The sequence below is a fragment of the Azohydromonas caseinilytica genome, from assembly GCF_012927045.1.
GTDB classification, from domain to species: Bacteria; Pseudomonadota; Gammaproteobacteria; order Burkholderiales; family Burkholderiaceae_C; genus Azohydromonas; species Azohydromonas caseinilytica.
Window position 1 is genome coordinate 59385 of the sequence record NZ_JABBFW010000009.1, and the last position, 17786, is coordinate 77170.

Annotated in this window: 16 protein-coding genes; 6 read left to right on the forward strand and 10 right to left on the reverse strand. The window is 69.8% G+C overall.

Going from position 1 to position 17786, the window contains the following annotated elements; all coding sequences use genetic code 11:
* The first annotated feature begins 49 nt into the window (after window positions 1-49).
* The 3 genes from glnE to HHL10_RS14755 all read left to right on the forward strand — a co-directional run bounded on the left by glnE (window position 50) and on the right by HHL10_RS14755 (window position 4363).
* Window positions 50-2785: a bifunctional [glutamate--ammonia ligase]-adenylyl-L-tyrosine phosphorylase/[glutamate--ammonia-ligase] adenylyltransferase gene (gene glnE, locus HHL10_RS14745; RefSeq protein WP_169161141.1), complete on the forward strand. Its 2736-nt coding sequence runs from the start codon at window positions 50-52 to the stop codon at window positions 2783-2785.
* Window positions 2786-2847: 62 nt separating this feature from the next.
* A complete protein-coding gene (locus HHL10_RS14750; protein WP_169161142.1) occupies window positions 2848-3486 on the forward strand; it encodes a rhomboid family intramembrane serine protease in 639 nt (212 codons plus the stop codon).
* Window positions 3461-4363: a DMT family transporter gene (locus tag HHL10_RS14755; protein WP_169161143.1), complete on the forward strand. Its 903-nt coding sequence runs from the start codon at window positions 3461-3463 to the stop codon at window positions 4361-4363. The genes HHL10_RS14750 and HHL10_RS14755 overlap by 26 nt, the downstream gene beginning before the upstream one ends.
* Before the next feature lie 66 nt (window positions 4364-4429).
* Here the strand turns inward: HHL10_RS14755 and HHL10_RS14760 are convergent, their stop codons facing one another.
* From HHL10_RS14760 to recA, 10 genes are all read right to left on the reverse strand, one after another.
* On the reverse strand, window positions 4430-5293 hold the full coding sequence (locus HHL10_RS14760) for a ferritin family protein (protein ID WP_169161144.1): 864 nt from the start codon (window positions 5291-5293) through the stop codon (window positions 4430-4432).
* Window positions 5294-5714: 421 nt separating this feature from the next.
* Window positions 5715-6701: a magnesium/cobalt transporter CorA gene (corA, locus tag HHL10_RS14765; protein ID WP_169161145.1), complete on the reverse strand. Its 987-nt coding sequence runs from the start codon at window positions 6699-6701 to the stop codon at window positions 5715-5717.
* A 185-nt stretch (window positions 6702-6886) separates the two neighbouring features.
* Window positions 6887-7822 (reverse strand): serine/threonine-protein kinase, encoded by a 936-nt coding sequence (locus tag HHL10_RS14770; protein WP_169161146.1) that lies wholly within the window; start codon window positions 7820-7822, stop codon window positions 6887-6889.
* A gap of 76 nt (window positions 7823-7898) precedes the next feature.
* Window positions 7899-8339: a hypothetical protein gene (locus HHL10_RS14775; protein WP_169161147.1), complete on the reverse strand. Its 441-nt coding sequence runs from the start codon at window positions 8337-8339 to the stop codon at window positions 7899-7901.
* A gap of 22 nt (window positions 8340-8361) precedes the next feature.
* The gene (locus HHL10_RS14780; RefSeq protein WP_169161148.1) at window positions 8362-9066 is read right to left on the reverse strand and encodes a TerC family protein; all 705 of its coding nucleotides are present in this window, start codon (window positions 9064-9066) and stop codon (window positions 8362-8364) included.
* A gap of 434 nt (window positions 9067-9500) precedes the next feature.
* On the reverse strand, window positions 9501-10220 hold the full coding sequence (locus HHL10_RS14785) for a TerC family protein (protein ID WP_169161149.1): 720 nt from the start codon (window positions 10218-10220) through the stop codon (window positions 9501-9503).
* Window positions 10221-10375: 155 nt separating this feature from the next.
* Window positions 10376-11269 (reverse strand): succinate--CoA ligase subunit alpha, encoded by an 894-nt coding sequence (sucD, locus tag HHL10_RS14790; RefSeq protein ID WP_169161150.1) that lies wholly within the window; start codon window positions 11267-11269, stop codon window positions 10376-10378.
* A gap of 38 nt (window positions 11270-11307) precedes the next feature.
* On the reverse strand, window positions 11308-12468 hold the full coding sequence (gene sucC, locus HHL10_RS14795) for an ADP-forming succinate--CoA ligase subunit beta (protein WP_169161151.1): 1161 nt from the start codon (window positions 12466-12468) through the stop codon (window positions 11308-11310).
* A gap of 399 nt (window positions 12469-12867) precedes the next feature.
* Window positions 12868-13524, reverse strand: a complete 657-nt coding sequence (locus tag HHL10_RS14800) for a regulatory protein RecX (protein ID WP_235971506.1) — start codon at window positions 13522-13524, stop codon at window positions 12868-12870.
* A 115-nt stretch (window positions 13525-13639) separates the two neighbouring features.
* Window positions 13640-14704, reverse strand: a complete 1065-nt coding sequence (gene recA / locus HHL10_RS14805; protein WP_169161153.1) for a recombinase RecA — start codon at window positions 14702-14704, stop codon at window positions 13640-13642.
* A gap of 169 nt (window positions 14705-14873) precedes the next feature.
* Between recA and HHL10_RS14810 the strand changes: the two genes are divergently transcribed.
* Genes HHL10_RS14810 through HHL10_RS14820 form a run of 3 tightly spaced genes read left to right on the forward strand, consistent with a single transcriptional unit; the run spans window position 14874 to window position 17768 of the window.
* A complete protein-coding gene (locus tag HHL10_RS14810; RefSeq protein ID WP_028996917.1) occupies window positions 14874-15545 on the forward strand; it encodes a response regulator in 672 nt (223 codons plus the stop codon).
* A gap of 49 nt (window positions 15546-15594) precedes the next feature.
* A complete protein-coding gene (locus tag HHL10_RS14815; RefSeq protein WP_169161154.1) occupies window positions 15595-17160 on the forward strand; it encodes a sensor histidine kinase in 1566 nt (521 codons plus the stop codon).
* 50 nt (window positions 17161-17210) lie between these two features.
* Window positions 17211-17768 carry a Uma2 family endonuclease gene (locus HHL10_RS14820; RefSeq protein WP_169161155.1) on the forward strand — a complete coding sequence of 186 codons (558 nt, stop codon included), beginning with the start codon at window positions 17211-17213 and terminating at the stop codon, window positions 17766-17768.
* Window positions 17769-17786 lie beyond the last annotated feature (18 nt).

Sequence of the window (17786 nt, forward strand, 5' to 3'; positions counted from 1 at the left end):
GGCCGCTCCATGACCCGGTCAATCTAGCACATGGGGTTTTGCCGGCACGATGGCTTCTGCTTCACCTATTCCGACCGATTCGACCGATGAACCGCCCTTGGCGGAGCACAGCCGTTTCGTGCAGCGGGTTCGCCGCCGCCACGCCGACCTGCTGCCCTTGCTGGCAGAAGGCGTGCCCGACACGCCCAAGATCCAGGCCCTGATCGACACCCTCTGCGCCGCCGGCCGGCCCCTGCCCTCGGCGCTGCGCGTGGCGCGGCAGCTGGTGCTGGAGCGGCTGGCGGTGCTGGACGTGGAGCAGCGCGCGCGCATGGAGGACGTGGCCTTCGCCATGACGACGCTGGCCGAGGTCACGCTCGAAGCCGCGCTGGCGCAGGCCCGCGCCGACGAGGCCCAGCGCCACGGCGTGCCGCGCAACGCCGCCGGTGACGTGATCGACTTCTGGATCGTCGGCATGGGCAAGCTCGGTGGGCGCGAGCTCAACGTCTCCTCCGACATCGACCTCATCTACGTCTACGAGGAAGACGGCGAGACCGACGGCGCCAACCCGATCAGCGCGCACGAGTATTTCGCCAACGTGGCCAAGCGGCTGTACGCGCTCATCGGCGACACCACCGAGGACGGCTTCGTGTTCCGCGTCGACCTGGCGCTGCGGCCCAACGGCAACTCCGGCCCGCCGGTGGTGAGCCTGTCGATGCTGGAGACCTACTTCTTCGCGCAGGGCCGCGAGTGGGAGCGCTTCGCCTGGCTCAAGAGCCGCGTGGTGGCGCCGCGCGAGGCGGTGACCAGCGGCCGCGCGCTGCAGCTGCGCGACCTGGTGACGCCCTTCGTCTACCGCCGCTACCTGGACTACGGCGTGTTCGAGGCGCTGCGCCAGCTGCACCTGCGCATCCGCGAGGAAGCCCAGCGCCGCGCCGCCGGCCGGCCCGAGCGCGCCAACGACGTCAAGCTCTCGCGCGGGGGCATCCGCGAGATCGAGTTCATCGTGCAGCTGCTGCAGGTGGTGCGCGGCGGCCAGTTCCCCGAGATTCGCACCCGCTCCACGCTGCGCGCGCTGCAGAAGCTCACCGTCGCCGGCCTGATGGCGCCGGCCACCGCCGAGCGGCTGGCGCAGGCCTACACCTTCCTGCGCAACATCGAGCACCGCATCCAGTACCTCGATGACCAGCAGACGCACCTGCTGCCCACCGGCGACGGCGACCTGAACTGGATCGCGCGCACGCTCGACCTCACCTGCAGTGCCGACGCCTGCGAGCTGCTGGACCGCCTGGGCGAGACGCGCGAGTTCGTGGCGCTGGAGTTCGACGCCCTGCTGCACGACGGCCGCACGCCGCCCTCGCGCGGCAACGGCTGCCGCAATTGCGGCAGCCCGCCGCAGCCGGTGGACGACGAGGCCTTCCTGCAGAAGCTGCCCGAGGCGCTGGGCCAGCGCGTGCGGCAATGGGTGCAGCAGCCGCGCGTGCAGGCGCTGCGCGACGAGAGCAAGCTGCGCCTGGCGCGGCTGGTGCAGCGCGCGGCCGACGCGGTGCAGCAGCAGGCCTGCACCGGCGAGGCGGCGCTGCGCTTCATCGACTGGGTGGAGCCGCTGCTGCGCCGCGAGAGCTACCTGGCGCTGCTGGTCGAGCGGCCCGAGGTGCAGGCGCGGCTGCTGCGGCTGCTGGGCCTGGCACGCTGGCCCATGCGCTACCTGATGCGGCACCCGGGCGTGATCGACGAGCTGGCCGACCGCCGCATCCTCGACCAGCGCTTCGACCCCGCCGCCTTCGTGCGCGAGCTCGACGAGCGCCATGCCGCCTGGGAGCGCTCGGGCCAGGCCGACGAGGAATCGCTGCTCGACACGCTGCGCCGCGCCCACCATGCCGAGGTGTTCCGCACCCTGGTGCGCGACGTGGAAGGCCACATCACCGTGGAGCAGGTGGCCGACGACCTCTCGGCGCTGGCCGACGCGGTGCTGGACCGCACGGTGCACTGGGGCTGGCAGCACCTGCGCCAGAAGCACCGCGACGTGCCGCGCTTTGCCGTCATCGCCTACGGCAAGCTCGGCGGCAAGGAGCTGGGCTACGGCAGCGACCTGGACGTGGTCTTCCTCTTCGACGACGAGGACGAGCGCTCCCCGGAGGTCTACGCCGCCTTCGTGCGCAAGCTCATCACCTGGCTGACGTTGCGCACCGCCGCCGGCGAGCTCTTCGACATCGACACCGCGCTGCGGCCCAACGGCAACTCCGGGCTGCTGGTGACCTCGGTGCAGGCCTTCGAGAGCTACCAGCTGCGCCGCGGCAGCAACACGGCCTGGACCTGGGAACACCAGGCGCTCACGCGTGCGCGCTTCTCCGCCGGCGATGCGGCCCTGGGCGCGCGCTTCGAGGAGATCCGCCGCGCGGTGCTGAGCGCGCCGCGCGACGCCGTGGCGCTGCGCCAGGAAGTGCACGCCATGCGCGACAAGATGCGCGCCGGGCGCCCGGTGAAGGCGGGGCTCTTCGATGTCAAGCACAGCCCCGGCGGCATGGTGGACGCCGAGTTCGCCGTGCAGTTCCTGGTGCTGGCCCATGGCGAGCGCCATCCGGAGCTGCTGGGCAACGTGGGCAACATCGCGTTGATGCAGCGCGCCGAGGAGGCCGGACTGCTGCCGCCGGGCGTCGGCCGCGCGGCGGCCACCGCCTACCGCGAGCTGCGCCGCGCCCAGCACCGCGCGCGGCTGGACGAGCAGCCCACGCAGTTCCCGCCGGCGCAGTACGCCGCGGCGAGCGAGGCCGTGCTGGCGCTGTGGCACGCGGTCTTTGATTGAGCGACGCGGGGTCGCGCCCGGGCGGCGTGAGCCTCGCGGCGTCGTTGCCAGATGGCCGCGCCGTGCCGCCGCCCGCTGAGGCCGCCTGGGCCCAGGCGAGCGGCAGCCGCGCCTGGCTGGCGCTGTGCGCGCTGCTGGCCGCGGGTGCCGTGGCCGCTTTTCTGCTGCCGGCGCCGGTCGCCCTGCTCGATGGCCAGCCCGACCGCTGGCTGCGCGAGCCCTGGCGGCTGTGGACGGCGGCCTGGGTGCATTGGACGCCGCTGCATCTGGCGGCCAACGTGGCCGGCGTGGTCGTGCTGGCGCTGTACGGCCAGGCGGCGGCGCTGCGCCGCGCCCATGCGCTGGCCTGGTTCATCGCCTGGCCGCTGACGCACTGGGCCCTGGCGCTGTGGGCGTTGCGGGGCCTGCCCGGGCTGGCGCACTACGGCGGCCTGTCGGGCGTGCTTCATGCTGGCGTGGCGGTGGCCAGCACGGCGCTGCTGGCCCGCCCGGGCCTGCAGCGCGCGGTGGGCGCGGCGGTGTGGGCGGGTCTGCTGCTGAAGCTGGGATGGGAGACGGCTGGACTGCCCGGGTCACCGGGGGCGCGGCCGGGAGGATGGGATTTCGCCGTCGCGACGCAGGCCCACGCCGCGGGGGCGCTGGCCGGGCTGCTGTGCGCCCTGGCCGTGGAATGGCATGAGCGAAAGAAAAAACAACCTTGATACCCGTGCCGTGGCCGCCGTGCTGCTGTGCTGTGGGCTGTGGGGGCTGAACCAGGTGGCGACCAAGGTGGCGCTGGCCGAGATCCCTCCGCTGCTGCAGGCCGGGCTGCGCTCGGCGGGCGCGGCAGTGCTGGTGACGCTGTGGGCGCGTTGGCGCGGCATCGCGCTGGGTGGCGCGCCGGTCGGTTCGTGGCGCGGAGGGTTGCTGGCCGGGGCGCTGTTCGCGGCCGAATTCGGCTGCGTCTTCATCGGGCTGCTCCACACCAGCGCCTCGCGCATGGTGGTGTTCATCTACTTGGCGCCCTTCGTGGTGGCGCTGGGCATGCCGCTGATCGCGCGCGTCGAGCGGCTGTCGCGCGTGCAGGCGGCCGGGCTGCTGGTGGCCTTTGCGGGTGTGGCCTGGGCCTTCGGCGAGAGCTTCAATGGCCCGGCGGCGGCGGGCTCGCGCCAGTGGCTGGGCGATGCGCTGGGCGTGCTGGCGGCGGTGCTGTGGGGCTGCACCACGCTGGCCATCCGCGGCAGCCGGCTCTCGACGGCGCCGGCCGAGGTGACGCTGCTCTACCAGCTGGGCGTCTCGGGGGTGCTGTTGATCGCGGCCTCGATGCTGGTTGGCGAAGGGCTGCCCGCGCGCGTGGGTGCGCTGTCGCTGTCGATGCTGGGCTTCCAGACCGTGGTGGTGTGCTTCGCCAGCTACCTGCTGTGGTTCGAGCTGCTGCGCCGCTATCCGGCGACGAAGCTCTCGGCCTTCACGCTGCTCACGCCGGTGGCTGGTCTGGGGGCCGGCGTGCTGCTGCTGCAGGAACCGCTCACCGCGCGGCTGCTGGCCGCGGCGGCGGCGGTGTGCGTGGGGATCGCGGCCGTGAACCGGCCGCGCTGAGAGAACGTGGACTCAAGGCATCGGTCCCGCCGCCAAGCGGCGGGGCCGGCAGGCCGGGCCGCAGCCTCAGGCCGTGGCGGCCGTTTCGGCGTCGTTGGCGGCCAGCTTCTGGGCCAGCTCCTTGCGGAAGCGGTTGAGCGCCTGCACCGAGTTGAACTCCCGGCCCATGAGCAGGCTCAGGTTGTGCAGGAGGCGGTCGACGACCTTGCCTTCCCACTCGGCGTCGAACTGGATCTGCTTGTCCAGCCACTGCTCCAGCCAGTCGGGATCGGGCAGGCGGCTCTGCACCGTGTCGCGCGGGAAGAGCTTCTCGTTGACGTGCAGGTTGGTCGGGTGCAGCGGCTGCGAGGTGCGGCGGGCGCTGGCCATGAGCACGCCGACCTTGGCGAAGGCCAGGCGGGCGGCGTCGCCATGCTGCGTCAGCGCGCGCTTCATGTAGCGCAGGTAGGCGCCGCCGTGGCGGGCCTCGTCGCGGGCCAGCGTGTCGTAGATGGCCTTGATCACCGGCTCGGTGTGCCACTCGGCAGCGCGGCGGTACCAGTGGTTGAGCCGGATCTCGCCGCAGAAGTGGAGCATCAGCGTCTCCAGCGGCGGGGCGGGGTCGAACTCGAAGCGCACCTCATGCAGCTCGGCCTCGGTGGGCACGAGCTCGGGGCGGAAGCGGCGCAGGTACTCCATCATCACCAGCGAATGCTTCTGCTCCTCGAAGAACCACACGCTCATGAAGCCGCAGAAGTCGCTGTCGCCGCGGTTGTCACGCAGGAACATCTCGGTGGCCGGCAGCGCCGCCCACTCGGTGATGGCGTTCATCTTGATCGTGTGCGCCTGCTCATCGGTCAGCTGCGAGGCGTCGAAGCGGTCCCAGGGAATGTCCGTGTCCATGTTCCAGCGGACGGCTTCGAGTTGCTTGAAAAGTTCGGGATACAGCATGACGGGCAGCCTTGTTTCGAGCAGACGGTTTTTTGGGCAGAACCGCGAATTCTAGGGGCGGCCTGCGATGGCTCCATGACAGCAGTCCGCATGCCCTTGTGCGTCGCCAGTGGCCGCAAGGCAGAAGGCCGAATTCACGTTGCAGACTCAATGCAAAGGTAACCGCGCATCACAGCACTGGAACCGGCCGGGCGGTGTGTTGTCTCATGTGCGTGCCGGTGGTTTTCTTGATGCCGGCACATGTTTTTTCTGCCGTGATGCCCGCCAGCACTGCTGGCTGAAATCCCGTAAGCGCTTCTCCTCCTCCCTCCCTCCCTCGTTCGCTTCGGGGCGCGACACGGCAGTCTTTATGAGCCACGGGGCACCGGCCGGTGCCCCGTTTTTCTTTGCGCGGTGCCGCGCGCAATGCGTGAGCAACCGCTCAGAGCCAGCCCTTGCGCTTGAAGTACCAGAAGGGCGTGATCACGCTGAACAGCATCAGCGCCAGCGCGAAGGGATAGCCCAGCTCCCAGTCCAGCTCGGGCATGAACTTGAAGTTCATGCCGTAGAGGCTGGCAATGAGCGTGGGCGGCAGCAGCGCCACCGAGGCCACCGAGAAGATCTTGATGATCTTGTTCTGGTTGATGTTGATGAAGCCGACGGTGGCGTCCATCAGGAAGTTGATCTTGTCGAACAGGAACGCCGTGTGGCTGTCGAGCGAGTCGATGTCGCGCAGGATCTGGCGCGCCTCCTCGAACTGCTCGGCGTTGAGCATGCGGCTGCGCATGAGAAAGCTCAGCGCGCGGCGCGTGTCCATGACATTGCGCCGGATACGGCCGTTGAGGTCCTCCTCGCGCGCGATGGCCGTGAGCGCCTCGCCGGCGACGACGTCGTTGACGTCCTGCTTGAGCACGCGGCGGCTGACCTTCTCCAGGCTGTCGTAGATGCCCTCCAGCGCGTCGGCGCTGTACTCCGCGTCGGCGTCGTAGAGCTTCAGAAGCACATCCTTGGCATCCTCGATCAGCGCCGGGATGCGCCGGGCACGGAGCCTGAGCAGCCGGAACACCGGCAAGTCCTCGTCATGCACGGAGAACAGCACGTTGTCGCGCAGGATGAAGGCCACGCGCACGCTGCGCGAGCCCTGCTCGTCATGGCCCTTGTCGGCGTCGATGAGGAAGTCCGAGCGGATGTGCAGCTCGCCGTTGTCCTCCTCGTAGAACCGCGCCGATTCCTCCAGGTCCTCGTCGACGATGTCGGCCGGCAGCTCCAGCCCGAAGCGGGCATGGATCCAGGCCTTTTCCTCTTCGGTGGGGGATTCGAGATCGACCCAGACCGGCTTGCTCCCGTTCAGCGGGGTGGGGTCGTGCAGCTCCTCCTGCAGCAGCCCGCCCTTGAGCTTGCCGGCTTCCAGCGTGAACACATTGAGCATCTGCCCATCTCCAACGACGCGTATTGCAAGCCGCCGTGCGTACAGCCTGCACGCCGGGGCCATTGAGGTTGTGGAAACCGCCTCACCCCTCGTGGGTCCGCCAGGCGGTCACGCGTCGGAGTGGACGGTCACCGAGGGTGACTTTGGTCCAATGCCGTCTCCGTAAAAGGGAGCCGCCGATTATCTCATCGGCCTCCTGGGCTTCCTGGCCAGGCGGTCTCGGCAATGGCGCGCAATTCACGCGCCAGCACATAGCCATCGGCCTCGCGTGCGGCAGGCGACTTGGACAGCGCCCGTGCCAGCAGCTCGTCCAGCACCGCGGGCAGCTCGGGACGCAGGGCACGCAGCGACAGCGGCGGCTCGTGCGCGATGGACTGCAGCAGCCGGCCCAGCGAGTCGCCCTCGTGCGGCAGCCGCGCCGTGAGCAGCTGGAACAGCATCGCCGCCAGCGCATAGAGGTCGCTGCGCGTATCGGCCGGGGCGCCGGCCAGCAGCTCCGGCGCCATGAACGCCGGCGTGCCCAGCAGCAGCCCGCTGCGCGTGCGCGCGGCGTCGTGCAGCCGGGCCAGGCCGAAGTCGGTGAGCTTCAGGCTGCCCGTGGGCAGGTGCAGCATAACGTTGGCGGGCTTGACGTCGCGGTGCAGCACGCCCTGGCGGTGCGCATACCCCAGCGCCTCGGCCATGCGGGCGCCGATCTCCAGCACCAGGGGCTCGGGCAGCAGCCGCGCGGGCTGCGTATAGCGGGTGAGGTCGCAGCCGGGTACCAGCTCCATGACCAGATAGGCCAAGCCCTGGAACTCGCCGGCTGCGAACACCTGGACGATGTCCGGGTGGTGCAGCCGCTGCGCCGCCTGGGCCTCGCCCATGAAGGCCTGCTGGGCGTCTGTGAATGAGGTACCGCCGGACTCCAGCCCCAGTGTCTTGAGCGCGCGCGCGGTGCCGCTGCCGGGCTCGCGCGCCAGGTACACGGCACCCAGCGCGCCGCGGCCGATGAGCCGCTCGATGCGCAGGCCCGCGAACAGCGAGCCCGGCACCAGACCCTGTGCCGATGTGGCCGTCAGGGCCGGAGGCGGCTCACGCCGCCGCCGCCACCATGTCGCCAGCCCTTCCCACGCTGCCATGCGCGCTGCCCGTTCCCAGCCATCCCGAGCCGGGCACCTTAGCACGCGCGGCCGCATGGGACGGCCGGGCCGGAGCTCAGTCGCTGAGCGAGAGCAAGAGAGTGAGACCGGACGTGATGGCGATGGGCGCCGTCCAGCGGTCGGGCGCCGGCGTGTCCACCAGCTCCGTCGGCAGCGGCTCGCCGGCATGGCCCAGGCGCTGGCGGCGCGCGTCGATCATGCGCAGGCCACGTCCATGGCGCTGCTGCAGCTGCTGCGCCACCTCGCTCAACGGCTGCCGGGCCAGCAGCGTGTCGATGCGGCCGGCCGGCAGCTGCGGGCGCAGCTCCGCAAAGAGCTGCGCCGCCCAGCGCGTGCGCCACTGTTCGCGGCTGCTGTGCGACACCCACTTGCTGACGCGGTGCGTCAGCTTGGGCGCGCAGCCCACCAGCACCCAGTGCGTGCCGGGGCCGCTCAGGGGCTTGAGCACCCGCAGCGCCTGGGCGGCGTCATCGACAAAGGCGGCGATGATCTCCATGGCGTTCTCCTGCTGAAAAAGTTCAGGCGGCCGGGGACTCGTGGTGCTCCTGGGCCGAGGCGGCGCGGCGCGTCGCCAGCCAGCCCGCGCCCAGCACGCCTACCACCAGTACGGCGTAAGCCGCGATGCGCGCGCTCAGGTGCGGATCGAACACCGCGTCGAGCAGCGGCTCGCCCACGATCATCTTGGCGGCCGTGAAGGCCAGCACGCCCGCGCCGATGTAGGTGATGGCAGGGAAGCGCTCGACCAGCTTGAGCACCACCGAGCTGCCCCAGACCACGATGGGCACGCTGATCAGCAGACCGATGACCACCAGGTCAAAGGCGCCGTGGGCTGCGCCGGCCACGCCCAGCACGTTGTCCACGCCCATGAGCGCATCGGCAATGACGATGGTGCGCATCGCGCCCCAGAAGGTGTTGGCCGTGGGTCCGCCATGGCCACCCTCCTCGGCATGCGGCACCAGCAGCTTGTAGGCGATCCACACCAGGCCCAGGCCGCCGACGAGCATCAGGCCGGGGATCTGGAGCAGCCACACCACGCCCAGCGTCATGAGCGAGCGCATGACGATGGCACCGACGGTGCCCCAGACGATGGCCTTGCGTTGCAGGTGGGTGGGCAGACTGCGCGCGGCCAGCGCGATGACGATCGCGTTGTCGCCGGCGAGCACGAGGTCGATCAGGACGATGGCGGCGAGAGCCGAAAACCAGGCGGGCGAAAAAAACTCCATGGGTTCTCCGAAGGGACGGGTTGCAGGACCTGTGCAGACCGTCCGGACGGCGGAACGCGCGCCGACGCCGCGCATGCGGACGCCTTCGAGCCTCCCGCCCGGGATCGGGCGGTCTGCGTCGAAGGTCTTGCTCGGCTGGAGTAATGGTTATGGCCCGGCAGGCCGGAAGCCGCGAGGCTTCGTATTGACGACCTGCCGACACTTCGCGCCCGTGAGCTCACAGGAACGCGAATGGGAGCTACTCCCCTTCGGGAGACGGGATTTCAACAGAGCCGCGCCGCGGCAGCAAGCCGTAATTACCGCAGCCTTGTGCCATCCGGGCCCATTGCCCGGGCCCACAACGCAAAACGCCCGGGGCGCAGGCTCCCGGGCGTGGCGGTTCCCGGGCGTGCCGGGAACAAAACGGCGCGCGCCATGGCGCGCCAGGCAAAGCGTCAGGCGCGCTGCGCAGAGCCCTCTTCGCGGGCCGCCTTGGCCGCGCGCGAGCGGCGCTGCAGCGCGATGCCGACGCTCACCACCAGCAGCGCACCGACGGCGCCGGCGACGTTGACGGTGCTGTGCGGCAGCTCGCCGCCGGCCCAGCCGGTGATGGCCGGGTCGGTCAGCAGCATCTCGCCAGCCAGGAAGCCCAGCAGCGCCGCGCCCAGCGTGATGATGATCGGGAAGCGCTCCATGACCTTCAGCAGCATCGTGCTGCCAAAGATGATCAGCGGGATGCTCACGCCCAGGCCCACCACCAGCAGCACCGTGTCGCCCTTGGCGGCGGCGGCCACGGCCAGCACGTTGTCCAGACTCATCACCAGGTCGGCGACCAGGATGGTGCGGATGGCCGACATCATGCCGGTGTGCGCCTGGTGGCCTTCGCCCTCCTCTTCGTCCTCTTCAAGCAACAGTGTCACGCCGATATACATCAGCAGCAGGCCGCCCACGATCTTCAGGTAGGGCAGCGACAGCATCTTCACCGCGATGAGCGTGAGCACGATCCGCATCACGATGGCGGCGGCGCTGCCCCAGAAGATGGCCTTCTTCTGCTGGTGCGGCGGCAGCGAGCGTGCGGCCAGCGCGATCACGACGGCGTTGTCGCCCGACAGCAGGATGTTGGCGACGATGATCGAACCGAGGGCCGCCCAAAAGGCGGCAGACATCATTTCCATGGGACGACGGCAGGCAGGAGGAGGAAAAGGAAAGAGGGCCGAAGCCCTCTCTGGATCGCCGCCGAAGTGTAGGCAGCAAGATTGCCGTCAGCGTTCGTAATACTACGAACGCACGTTCCACGGCCGGACGCGGCCGCGGAACGCGTGAGCGCTGCTTACAGCAGGGCCTTGAGCAGCTTGCCCATCTCGGACGGGTTGCGCGTGACCTTGAAGCCGCACTCTTCCATGATGGCGAGCTTGGCATCGGCGGTGTCGGCGCCGCCGGAGATCAGCGCGCCGGCATGGCCCATGCGCTTGCCCGCCGGGGCGGTGACGCCGGCGATGAAGCCCACGACGGGCTTCTTCATGTTGGCCTTGCACCACTGGGCGGCTTCGGCCTCGTCGGGGCCGCCGATCTCGCCGATCATGATCACGGCGTCCGTGTCCGGATCGTCGTTGAAGGCGCGCATCACGTCGATGTGCTTGAGGCCGTTGATCGGGTCGCCGCCGATGCCCACGGCCGAGCTCTGGCCCAGGCCGATCTCGGTCAGCTGCGCCACGGCTTCATAGGTCAGCGTGCCCGAGCGCGAGACCACGCCGATGCGGCCCTTGCGGTGGATGTGGCCGGGCATGATGCCGATCTTGATCTCGTCGGGCGTGATCAGGCCGGGGCAGTTGGGGCCCAGCAGCAGCGTTTCCTTGCCGCCGGCCGCGACCTTGGCCTTCATCTTGTTGCGCACTTCAAGCATGTCCCGGACGGGGATGCCTTCGGTGATGCAGATGGCCAGGTCCAGGTCGGCTTCCACGGCTTCCCAGATCGCCGCGGCGGCGCCCGCGGGCGGCACGTAGATCACGGACACCGTGGCGCCCGTCTCGGCCTTGGCTTCCTTGACGCTGGCGTAGATGGGAATGTCCGAGAACTTCTCGCCGGCCTTCTTGGGGTTCACGCCGGCGACGAAGCACTCGCGGCCGTTGGCGTAGGCCTGGCAGCCCAGAGTGTGGAACTGACCGGTCTTGCCCGTGATGCCTTGGGTAATGACCTTGGTGTCCTTGTTGATGAGGATGCTCATGGGGTGTTCTTCCGAGATTCAGTGCAGGACGCCGGGGCTCACTTCACCGCGGCCACGATCTTGGTGGCGGCTTCGGCCATCGTGTCGGCGGAGATGATGGGCAGGCCCGATTCGGCCAGCATCTTCTTGCCCAGGTCCTCGTTGGTGCCCTTCATGCGCACCACCAGCGGCACCGACAGGTTCACCGCCTTGCACGCGGCGATCACGCCTTCGGCGATGGTGTCGCAGCGCATGATGCCGCCGAAGATGTTGACCAGGATGCCTTTGACTTCCGGGTTCTTCAGCATGATCTTGAAGGCCTCGGTGACCTTCTCGGCCGTGGCGCCGCCGCCCACGTCCAGGAAGTTCGCCGGCTCGCCGCCGAAGAGCTTGATGGTGTCCATGGTGGCCATGGCCAGGCCGGCGCCGTTGACCAGGCAGCCGATGTTGCCGTCCAGCGAGATGTAGGCCAGGTCGAACTTGGAAGCCTCGACTTCGGCCGGGTCCTCTTCGTCCAGGTCGCGGTAGGCCACGATCTCCGGATGGCGGAACAGCGCGTTGGAATCGAAGTTGAACTTGGCGTCCAGGGCCTTGATGTTGCCGTTCCCTTCCAGGATCAGCGGGTTGATCTCGGCCAGCGAGGCGTCGGTCTCCATGTAGCAGCGGTAGAGGTTCTTGAACACCTCCACGGCCTGGGCCTGGCTGGCCTCGGGCACGCCGATGCCTTGCGCCAGCTGCAGCGCCTGCTCGTCGGTCAGGCCCACCGAGGGCTCGACGAAGACCTTGATGATCTTCTCGGGCGTGGCGTGAGCGACTTCCTCGATGTCCATGCCGCCTTCGGAGCTGGCCATCATGGCCACTTTCTGCGTGGCGCGGTCGGTCAGCGCGGCAGCGTAGTACTCCTTCTTGATGTCGGCGCCTTCCTCGATCAGCAGGCGGCGCACCTTCTGGCCTTCGGGGCCGGTCTGGTGGGTCTTGAGCTGCATGCCCAGGATCTCGCCCGCCAGGGCCTTGACCTCATCGATGGAGCGTCCGAGCTTGACGCCACCGCCCTTGCCGCGGCCGCCGGCGTGGATCTGCGCCTTCACCACCCAGATGTTGCCGCCGAGCTTCTGGGCGGCTTCCACCGCTTCCTGAACGGTGAACGCGGGATAGCCGCGCGGCACCGGCACGCCGAAGTTGCGCAAGATTTCCTTGCCTTGGTACTCGTGGATCTTCATGGGGGCTGTGACTCTGGGGGTGGATGTGTCGGCTCAGGCGTTGGTAGCCGCCGTCGGCCGGCCGGGATTGTGGGCGCCGGGGACGCCGATCCCGCGTGGAGAACACGTAGGAAGCGCCTGCCGCGCCAGGTACCGCCGCTGCAGCACGCCGCCGTCGCCACGCAGCACGGCCGCCAGGCCGCGAAGGCGGCAGGCGGGGTCGTTACGCAGGAAGGCGGCAGGCGTTGAGGCCATGGGACTGCGGCACTGAAACCCGCAGCTGCGGGTTTCCTGGAGCCTGGGGCGTGGCAAACGGCGCGCAATGTAGCACGCGGTGCCTACGCAAAAACTTACGGGGGCGGCGGCGTCAAGGGCGCTGTGGGCACGGCGCAGGCCCACGGGCCGTGGCCTTGGCGGGGCTCAATCCTCACTGGCCTGCAGCACGCGGCGGATCACGTCGGCGCTGAAGCCGCGCCCGGCCAGGAAGCGCATCTGGCGCGCACGGGCCGCGGCGTCGGCCGGCGGCTCGGCGCCGAACTTGCGCGCCCACACGGCGCGGCAGCGCTCGAGCTCGGTGTCGCGCAGGCGCTGCGTGGCCTCGGCATCGAGCGCCACTCCATGCTGTGCCAGCTCCTGGCGGATGCGCAGGTTGCCGAAGCGCCCGGCGCGCGCATGCACGCGCGATTCGGCAAAGCGCTGCTCCGACAGGTAGCGCTGCGCCTGCAGCCAGTCCAGCAACTCCTCGACCGCACTCTCGGCCTGCGCCCAGGCCGCGGCGGTGTCCACAATCGGGAGCGGGGCCGGCGTGCCCAGAGCCTCGGCCTCCTCGCCGGCATCCAGCTCCACCGGAGTCTTCGCGCCGGCCCGCCCGCCGCGCCGCAACCCGGTGCTGGAACGCCCGCCGGAAGAAAAAACACCCGGCCGGGCAGATGCCGGGCCGGGTGAGCGGTGCAAATCGGAAAGAAAGGACGAGGCCTGGGCCGGGCCCGCAGCGTCGGAAGCTGTGGCAGCCGGGGCCTCGGCCGGTGGCTGGGCCTGGACCGCCGCCGCCAGGGCGGCCGCGCGCGCATGCGGCATCAGCTTGCGGCGCAGCTCGGCGCGGCTGTGCTCACGCCGCGCCAGCATCGCCAGCGCGCGCGCCTTGAGCGACAGCGCCGGCTTCACGCGGGCGACCTGCTGCGGCCCGCGGGCCTCACTCGGCGGCGTCGGCCGCCTTGGCCTCGCCACCGGCCAGCGCCGGCAGCACCGGGATGCCCATGGCTTCGCGCACCCTGTTCTCGATCTCGTGCGCCACGGCCGGGTTCTCGCGCAGGAACTCGCGCGCGTTGTCCTTGCCCTGGCCGATCTTCTCGCCCTGGTAGGCGTACCAGGCGCCGGACTTGTCCACGATCTTGGCGGTCACGCCCATGTCGATGATCTCGCCCTCGCGGCTGATGCCCTCGCCGTAGAGGATGTCGAACTCGGCCGTCTTGAACGGCGGGCTGACCTTGTTCTTGACCACCTTGACCTTGGTCTCGTTGCCGATGACCTCGTCGCCCTTCTTGATGCTGCCGATGCGGCGGATGTCCAGCCGCACCGAGGCGTAGAACTTGAGCGCGTTGCCGCCGGTCGTGGTCTCGGGGTTGCCGAACATCACGCCGATCTTCATGCGGATCTGGTTGATGAAGATGACCATGCAGTTGGTCTTCTTGATCGTGGCGGTGAGCTTGCGCAGCGCCTGGCTCATCAGGCGGGCCTGCAGGCCCGGCAGCGCGTCGCCCATCTCGCCCTCGATTTCGGCCTTGGGAGTGAGCGCGGCCACCGAGTCGATGACGATCAGGTCCACCGAGCCCGAGCGCACCAGCGCGTCCACGATCTCCAGCGCCTGCTCGCCGGTGTCGGGCTGGCTGATGAGCAAGTCGTGCGGGTTCACGCCCAGCTTCTGCGCGTACTGCACGTCCAGCGCGTGCTCGGCGTCGATGAAGGCGCACACGCCGGCGAGCTTCTGCATCTCGGCGATGACCTGCAGCGTCAGCGTCGTCTTGCCCGAGGACTCGGGGCCGTAGATCTCGATCACGCGCCCGCGCGGCAGACCGCCCACGCCCAGCGCGATGTCCAGGCCCAGCGAGCCGGTGGAGACGACCTGGATGTCCTCGATCGCCTCGCCCTCGCCCAGCCGCATGATCGAGCCCTTGCCGAACTGCTTCTCGATCTGGGCCAGTGCCGCCTGCAGGGCTTTGGCTTTTTCGGTATTGAGTGCCTTCACAGGTGCATCCATTGCGTTCTCCGGTTTCGTGGCCATGATTATCTCAGAACTGTATGTTTATACAGGAGTGGAGGGGCATTGCGGGCTCGGCACCTGGGCCGACTCCCTAAAATGAAGATGGTGCCGGCCAACACAAGGGCGGCGGCGGTTCAAGAGCGATGAATTTCAAGGAGACACGGCGATGCGCATCCTGATTGCCGAAGATGACCAGGTGCTGGCCGACGGCCTGCTGCGCTCGCTGCGCAACAGCGGCTACGCGGTGGACCAGGTCAGCAGCGGCACCGAAGCCGACGCGGCGTTGTCCTCGCACGAGTTCGACCTGCTGATCCTGGACCTGGGCCTGCCCAAGCTCCACGGCTTCGAGGTGCTGCGCAAGCTGCGCGCGCGCGGCAGCGCCGTGCCGGTGCTGATCCTCACCGCCGCCGACGGCATCGAGCAGCGCGTCAAGGGGCTGGACCTGGGCGCCGACGACTACATGGCCAAGCCCTTCGCGCTGGCCGAACTCGAAGCCCGGGTGCGGGCGCTGACCCGCCGCGGCCTGGGTACGGCCTCCAACGTCATCAAGCACGGGCCGCTGTCCTTCGACGCCACCGGGCGCGTGGCCTACATCAACGACCAGATGATCGACCTCTCCGCGCGCGAGCTCTCGCTGCTGGAGGTGCTGCTGCAGCGCGCCGGGCGCCTGGTGAGCAAGGACCAGCTTGTCGAGCGGCTGTGCGAGTGGGGCGAGGAGGTGAGCAACAACGCCATCGAGGTCTACATCCACCGCCTGCGCAAGAAGATCGAGCAGGGCCCGATCCGCATCGCCACCGTGCGCGGGCTGGGCTACTGCCTGGAGAAGATCCCCGGCTGAAGCCCCGGCGCGCCGCTGGCCGCGGCGCCCGGCCACCGTGGCGCCCCCGATGTTCTCCTCCTCCCGCGAGCAACGCTCCCTCTTCGGCGAGATCCTGGACTGGATGCTCGCGCCGCTGCTGCTGCTGTGGCCGATGAGCGTGAGCATCACCTACCTGGTGGCGCAGGGCATCGCCCACCGCCCCTACGACCGCGACCTGGGCGAGATGGCGCGCACGCTGGCGCGCCGCGTGGTGGTGGAGAGCGAGGCCGGCCGCGCCGTGCTGGCGCCCGAGCGCATCGCCGAGACGCTGGGCGACACGCTGCGCGCCGACGACACCGGCCAGTTCTACTTCCAGGTGCTGGGCACGCACGGCGAGCTGGTGGCCGGCGACCGCGAGCTGCCGCCGCCCTCCGGCGAGGCCGCGCCCGCGGGCGAGCTGCGCTTTCGCGACGACCAGCTGCTCGACGAGCCCGTGCGCGTGGCCTCGGTGCGCCTGGCGCTGCCGCTGGCCGCCGACGAGGAGCCGCCGCTGGTGCAGGTGGCCGAGACGCTGGACCGCCGCTCGCGGCTGGCCACCGAGATCATCAAGGGCGTGATCCTGCCGCAGTTCGTGATCCTGCCCGTGGCGGTGCTGCTGGTGTGGCTGGCGCTGGCGCGCGGCCTGGCGCCGCTCAACGACCTGCAGCGCCGCATCCGCCAGCGCGAGAGCCAGGACTTGAGCCCCATCGACGAGCGTGACGCCCCCGAGGAAGTGACGCCGCTGGTGCGCGCCATCAACGACCTGCTGGAGCGGCTCGACACCTCGATGAAGGCGCAGAAGCACTTCCTGGCCGACGCCGCGCACCAGCTCAAGACGCCGCTGGCCGGGCTGCGCATGCAGGCCGAGCTGGCGCAGCGCGAGATCGACGCCGGCAGCGAGCCGCAGGCCATCAAGCGCTCGCTGCAGCAGATCGCGCTGTCGAGCCAGCGCGCGGCGCACATGGTCAACCAGCTGCTGTCCATGGCGCGCGCCGAGGACGAGGAGCAGTCGCGCCGCGTGCAGTCCTTCGGCCTGGCGCGGCTGGCCACCGAGGCCGTGCACGACCTCGTGCCCAAGGCCATGGACAAGCGCATCGACCTGGGCTACGAGGGCCCCGAGGACGGCGAGGCGCTGCCGCGGCTGTCGGGCCAGCCGGTGCTGGTGGGCGAGCTGGTGCGCAACCTGGTGGACAACGCGCTGCAGTACACCCCGGCCGGCGGCACCGTGACGGTGCGGGTGCAGCTGGAGCCGGACCCCGGCGCCGACCCTGCTCAGCCGGTGCTGCTGCTGCAGGTCGAGGACTCGGGCCCGGGCATCGCCCCGGCCGAGCGTGAGCTGGTGTTCCAGCCCTTCTACCGCGCGCTGGGCACCAACGTGGACGGCAGCGGGCTGGGGCTGGCCATCGTGCGCGAGATCGCCCAGCGCCACAACGCGGAGCTCACGCTCGACGACACCTATGACCGCGCCACGCACGCCCTGCCCGGCACGCGCGTGAGCGTGAGGTTCAGGCTGCCTCCGCAGGAGGCTGCCGACGAGGCGGCGTCCGACGCCTCCTTGCCGGCCCAGGACGCATCGATGTTGCCGCCGCCGCAGCCACGCACGGGTCTGGAGTAACGGCGGCCTGCGCACGGCTGCGGCCGAGCTGGACGGACTACGATCCCGCCATGGGCCATCCACAGCAGCGACTCTCGCTCGCCGACTATCTCGCCTGGGAAAGCGAGCAGCCGGAGCGCTGGGAGTTCTGCCGCGGCGAGGTGTTCGCCATGGTCGGCGGCCGGCGGGGCCATGGCCGCGTCATCGCCAACCTGATGCGCCATCTGGGCAACCATCTCGACGACACGCCCTGCCAGCCCTTCAGCGAGAACATGAAGGTTCAGGTCGGCGAGGAGGCGGTGCTCTACCCCGACGTGTTCGTGACCTGCGACGCGCGCTACAGCGCGGACGAGACTGTTTTCACGGCTCCTGTTGTCGTCATCGAGGTGCTCTCGCCCTCGACGCAGCGCTATGACCGCAGCGAGAAGTTCGCGATCTACCGTCGGCTTGCGTCGTTGCGCGAATACGTGCTGATCGACCCCGATACGCGGCGCGTGGAGGTCTACCGGCCCAACCCGGACCGCAGCTGCCTCTACATCGACCAGAGCGAACAGGGCGAGCTGGCGCTGGAGAGCATCGGCTTGCGCCTGCCGCTCGACAGCCTGTTCAAGGGCATGGACAGCGCCTGAGCGCGCTGCGGTTCCTGC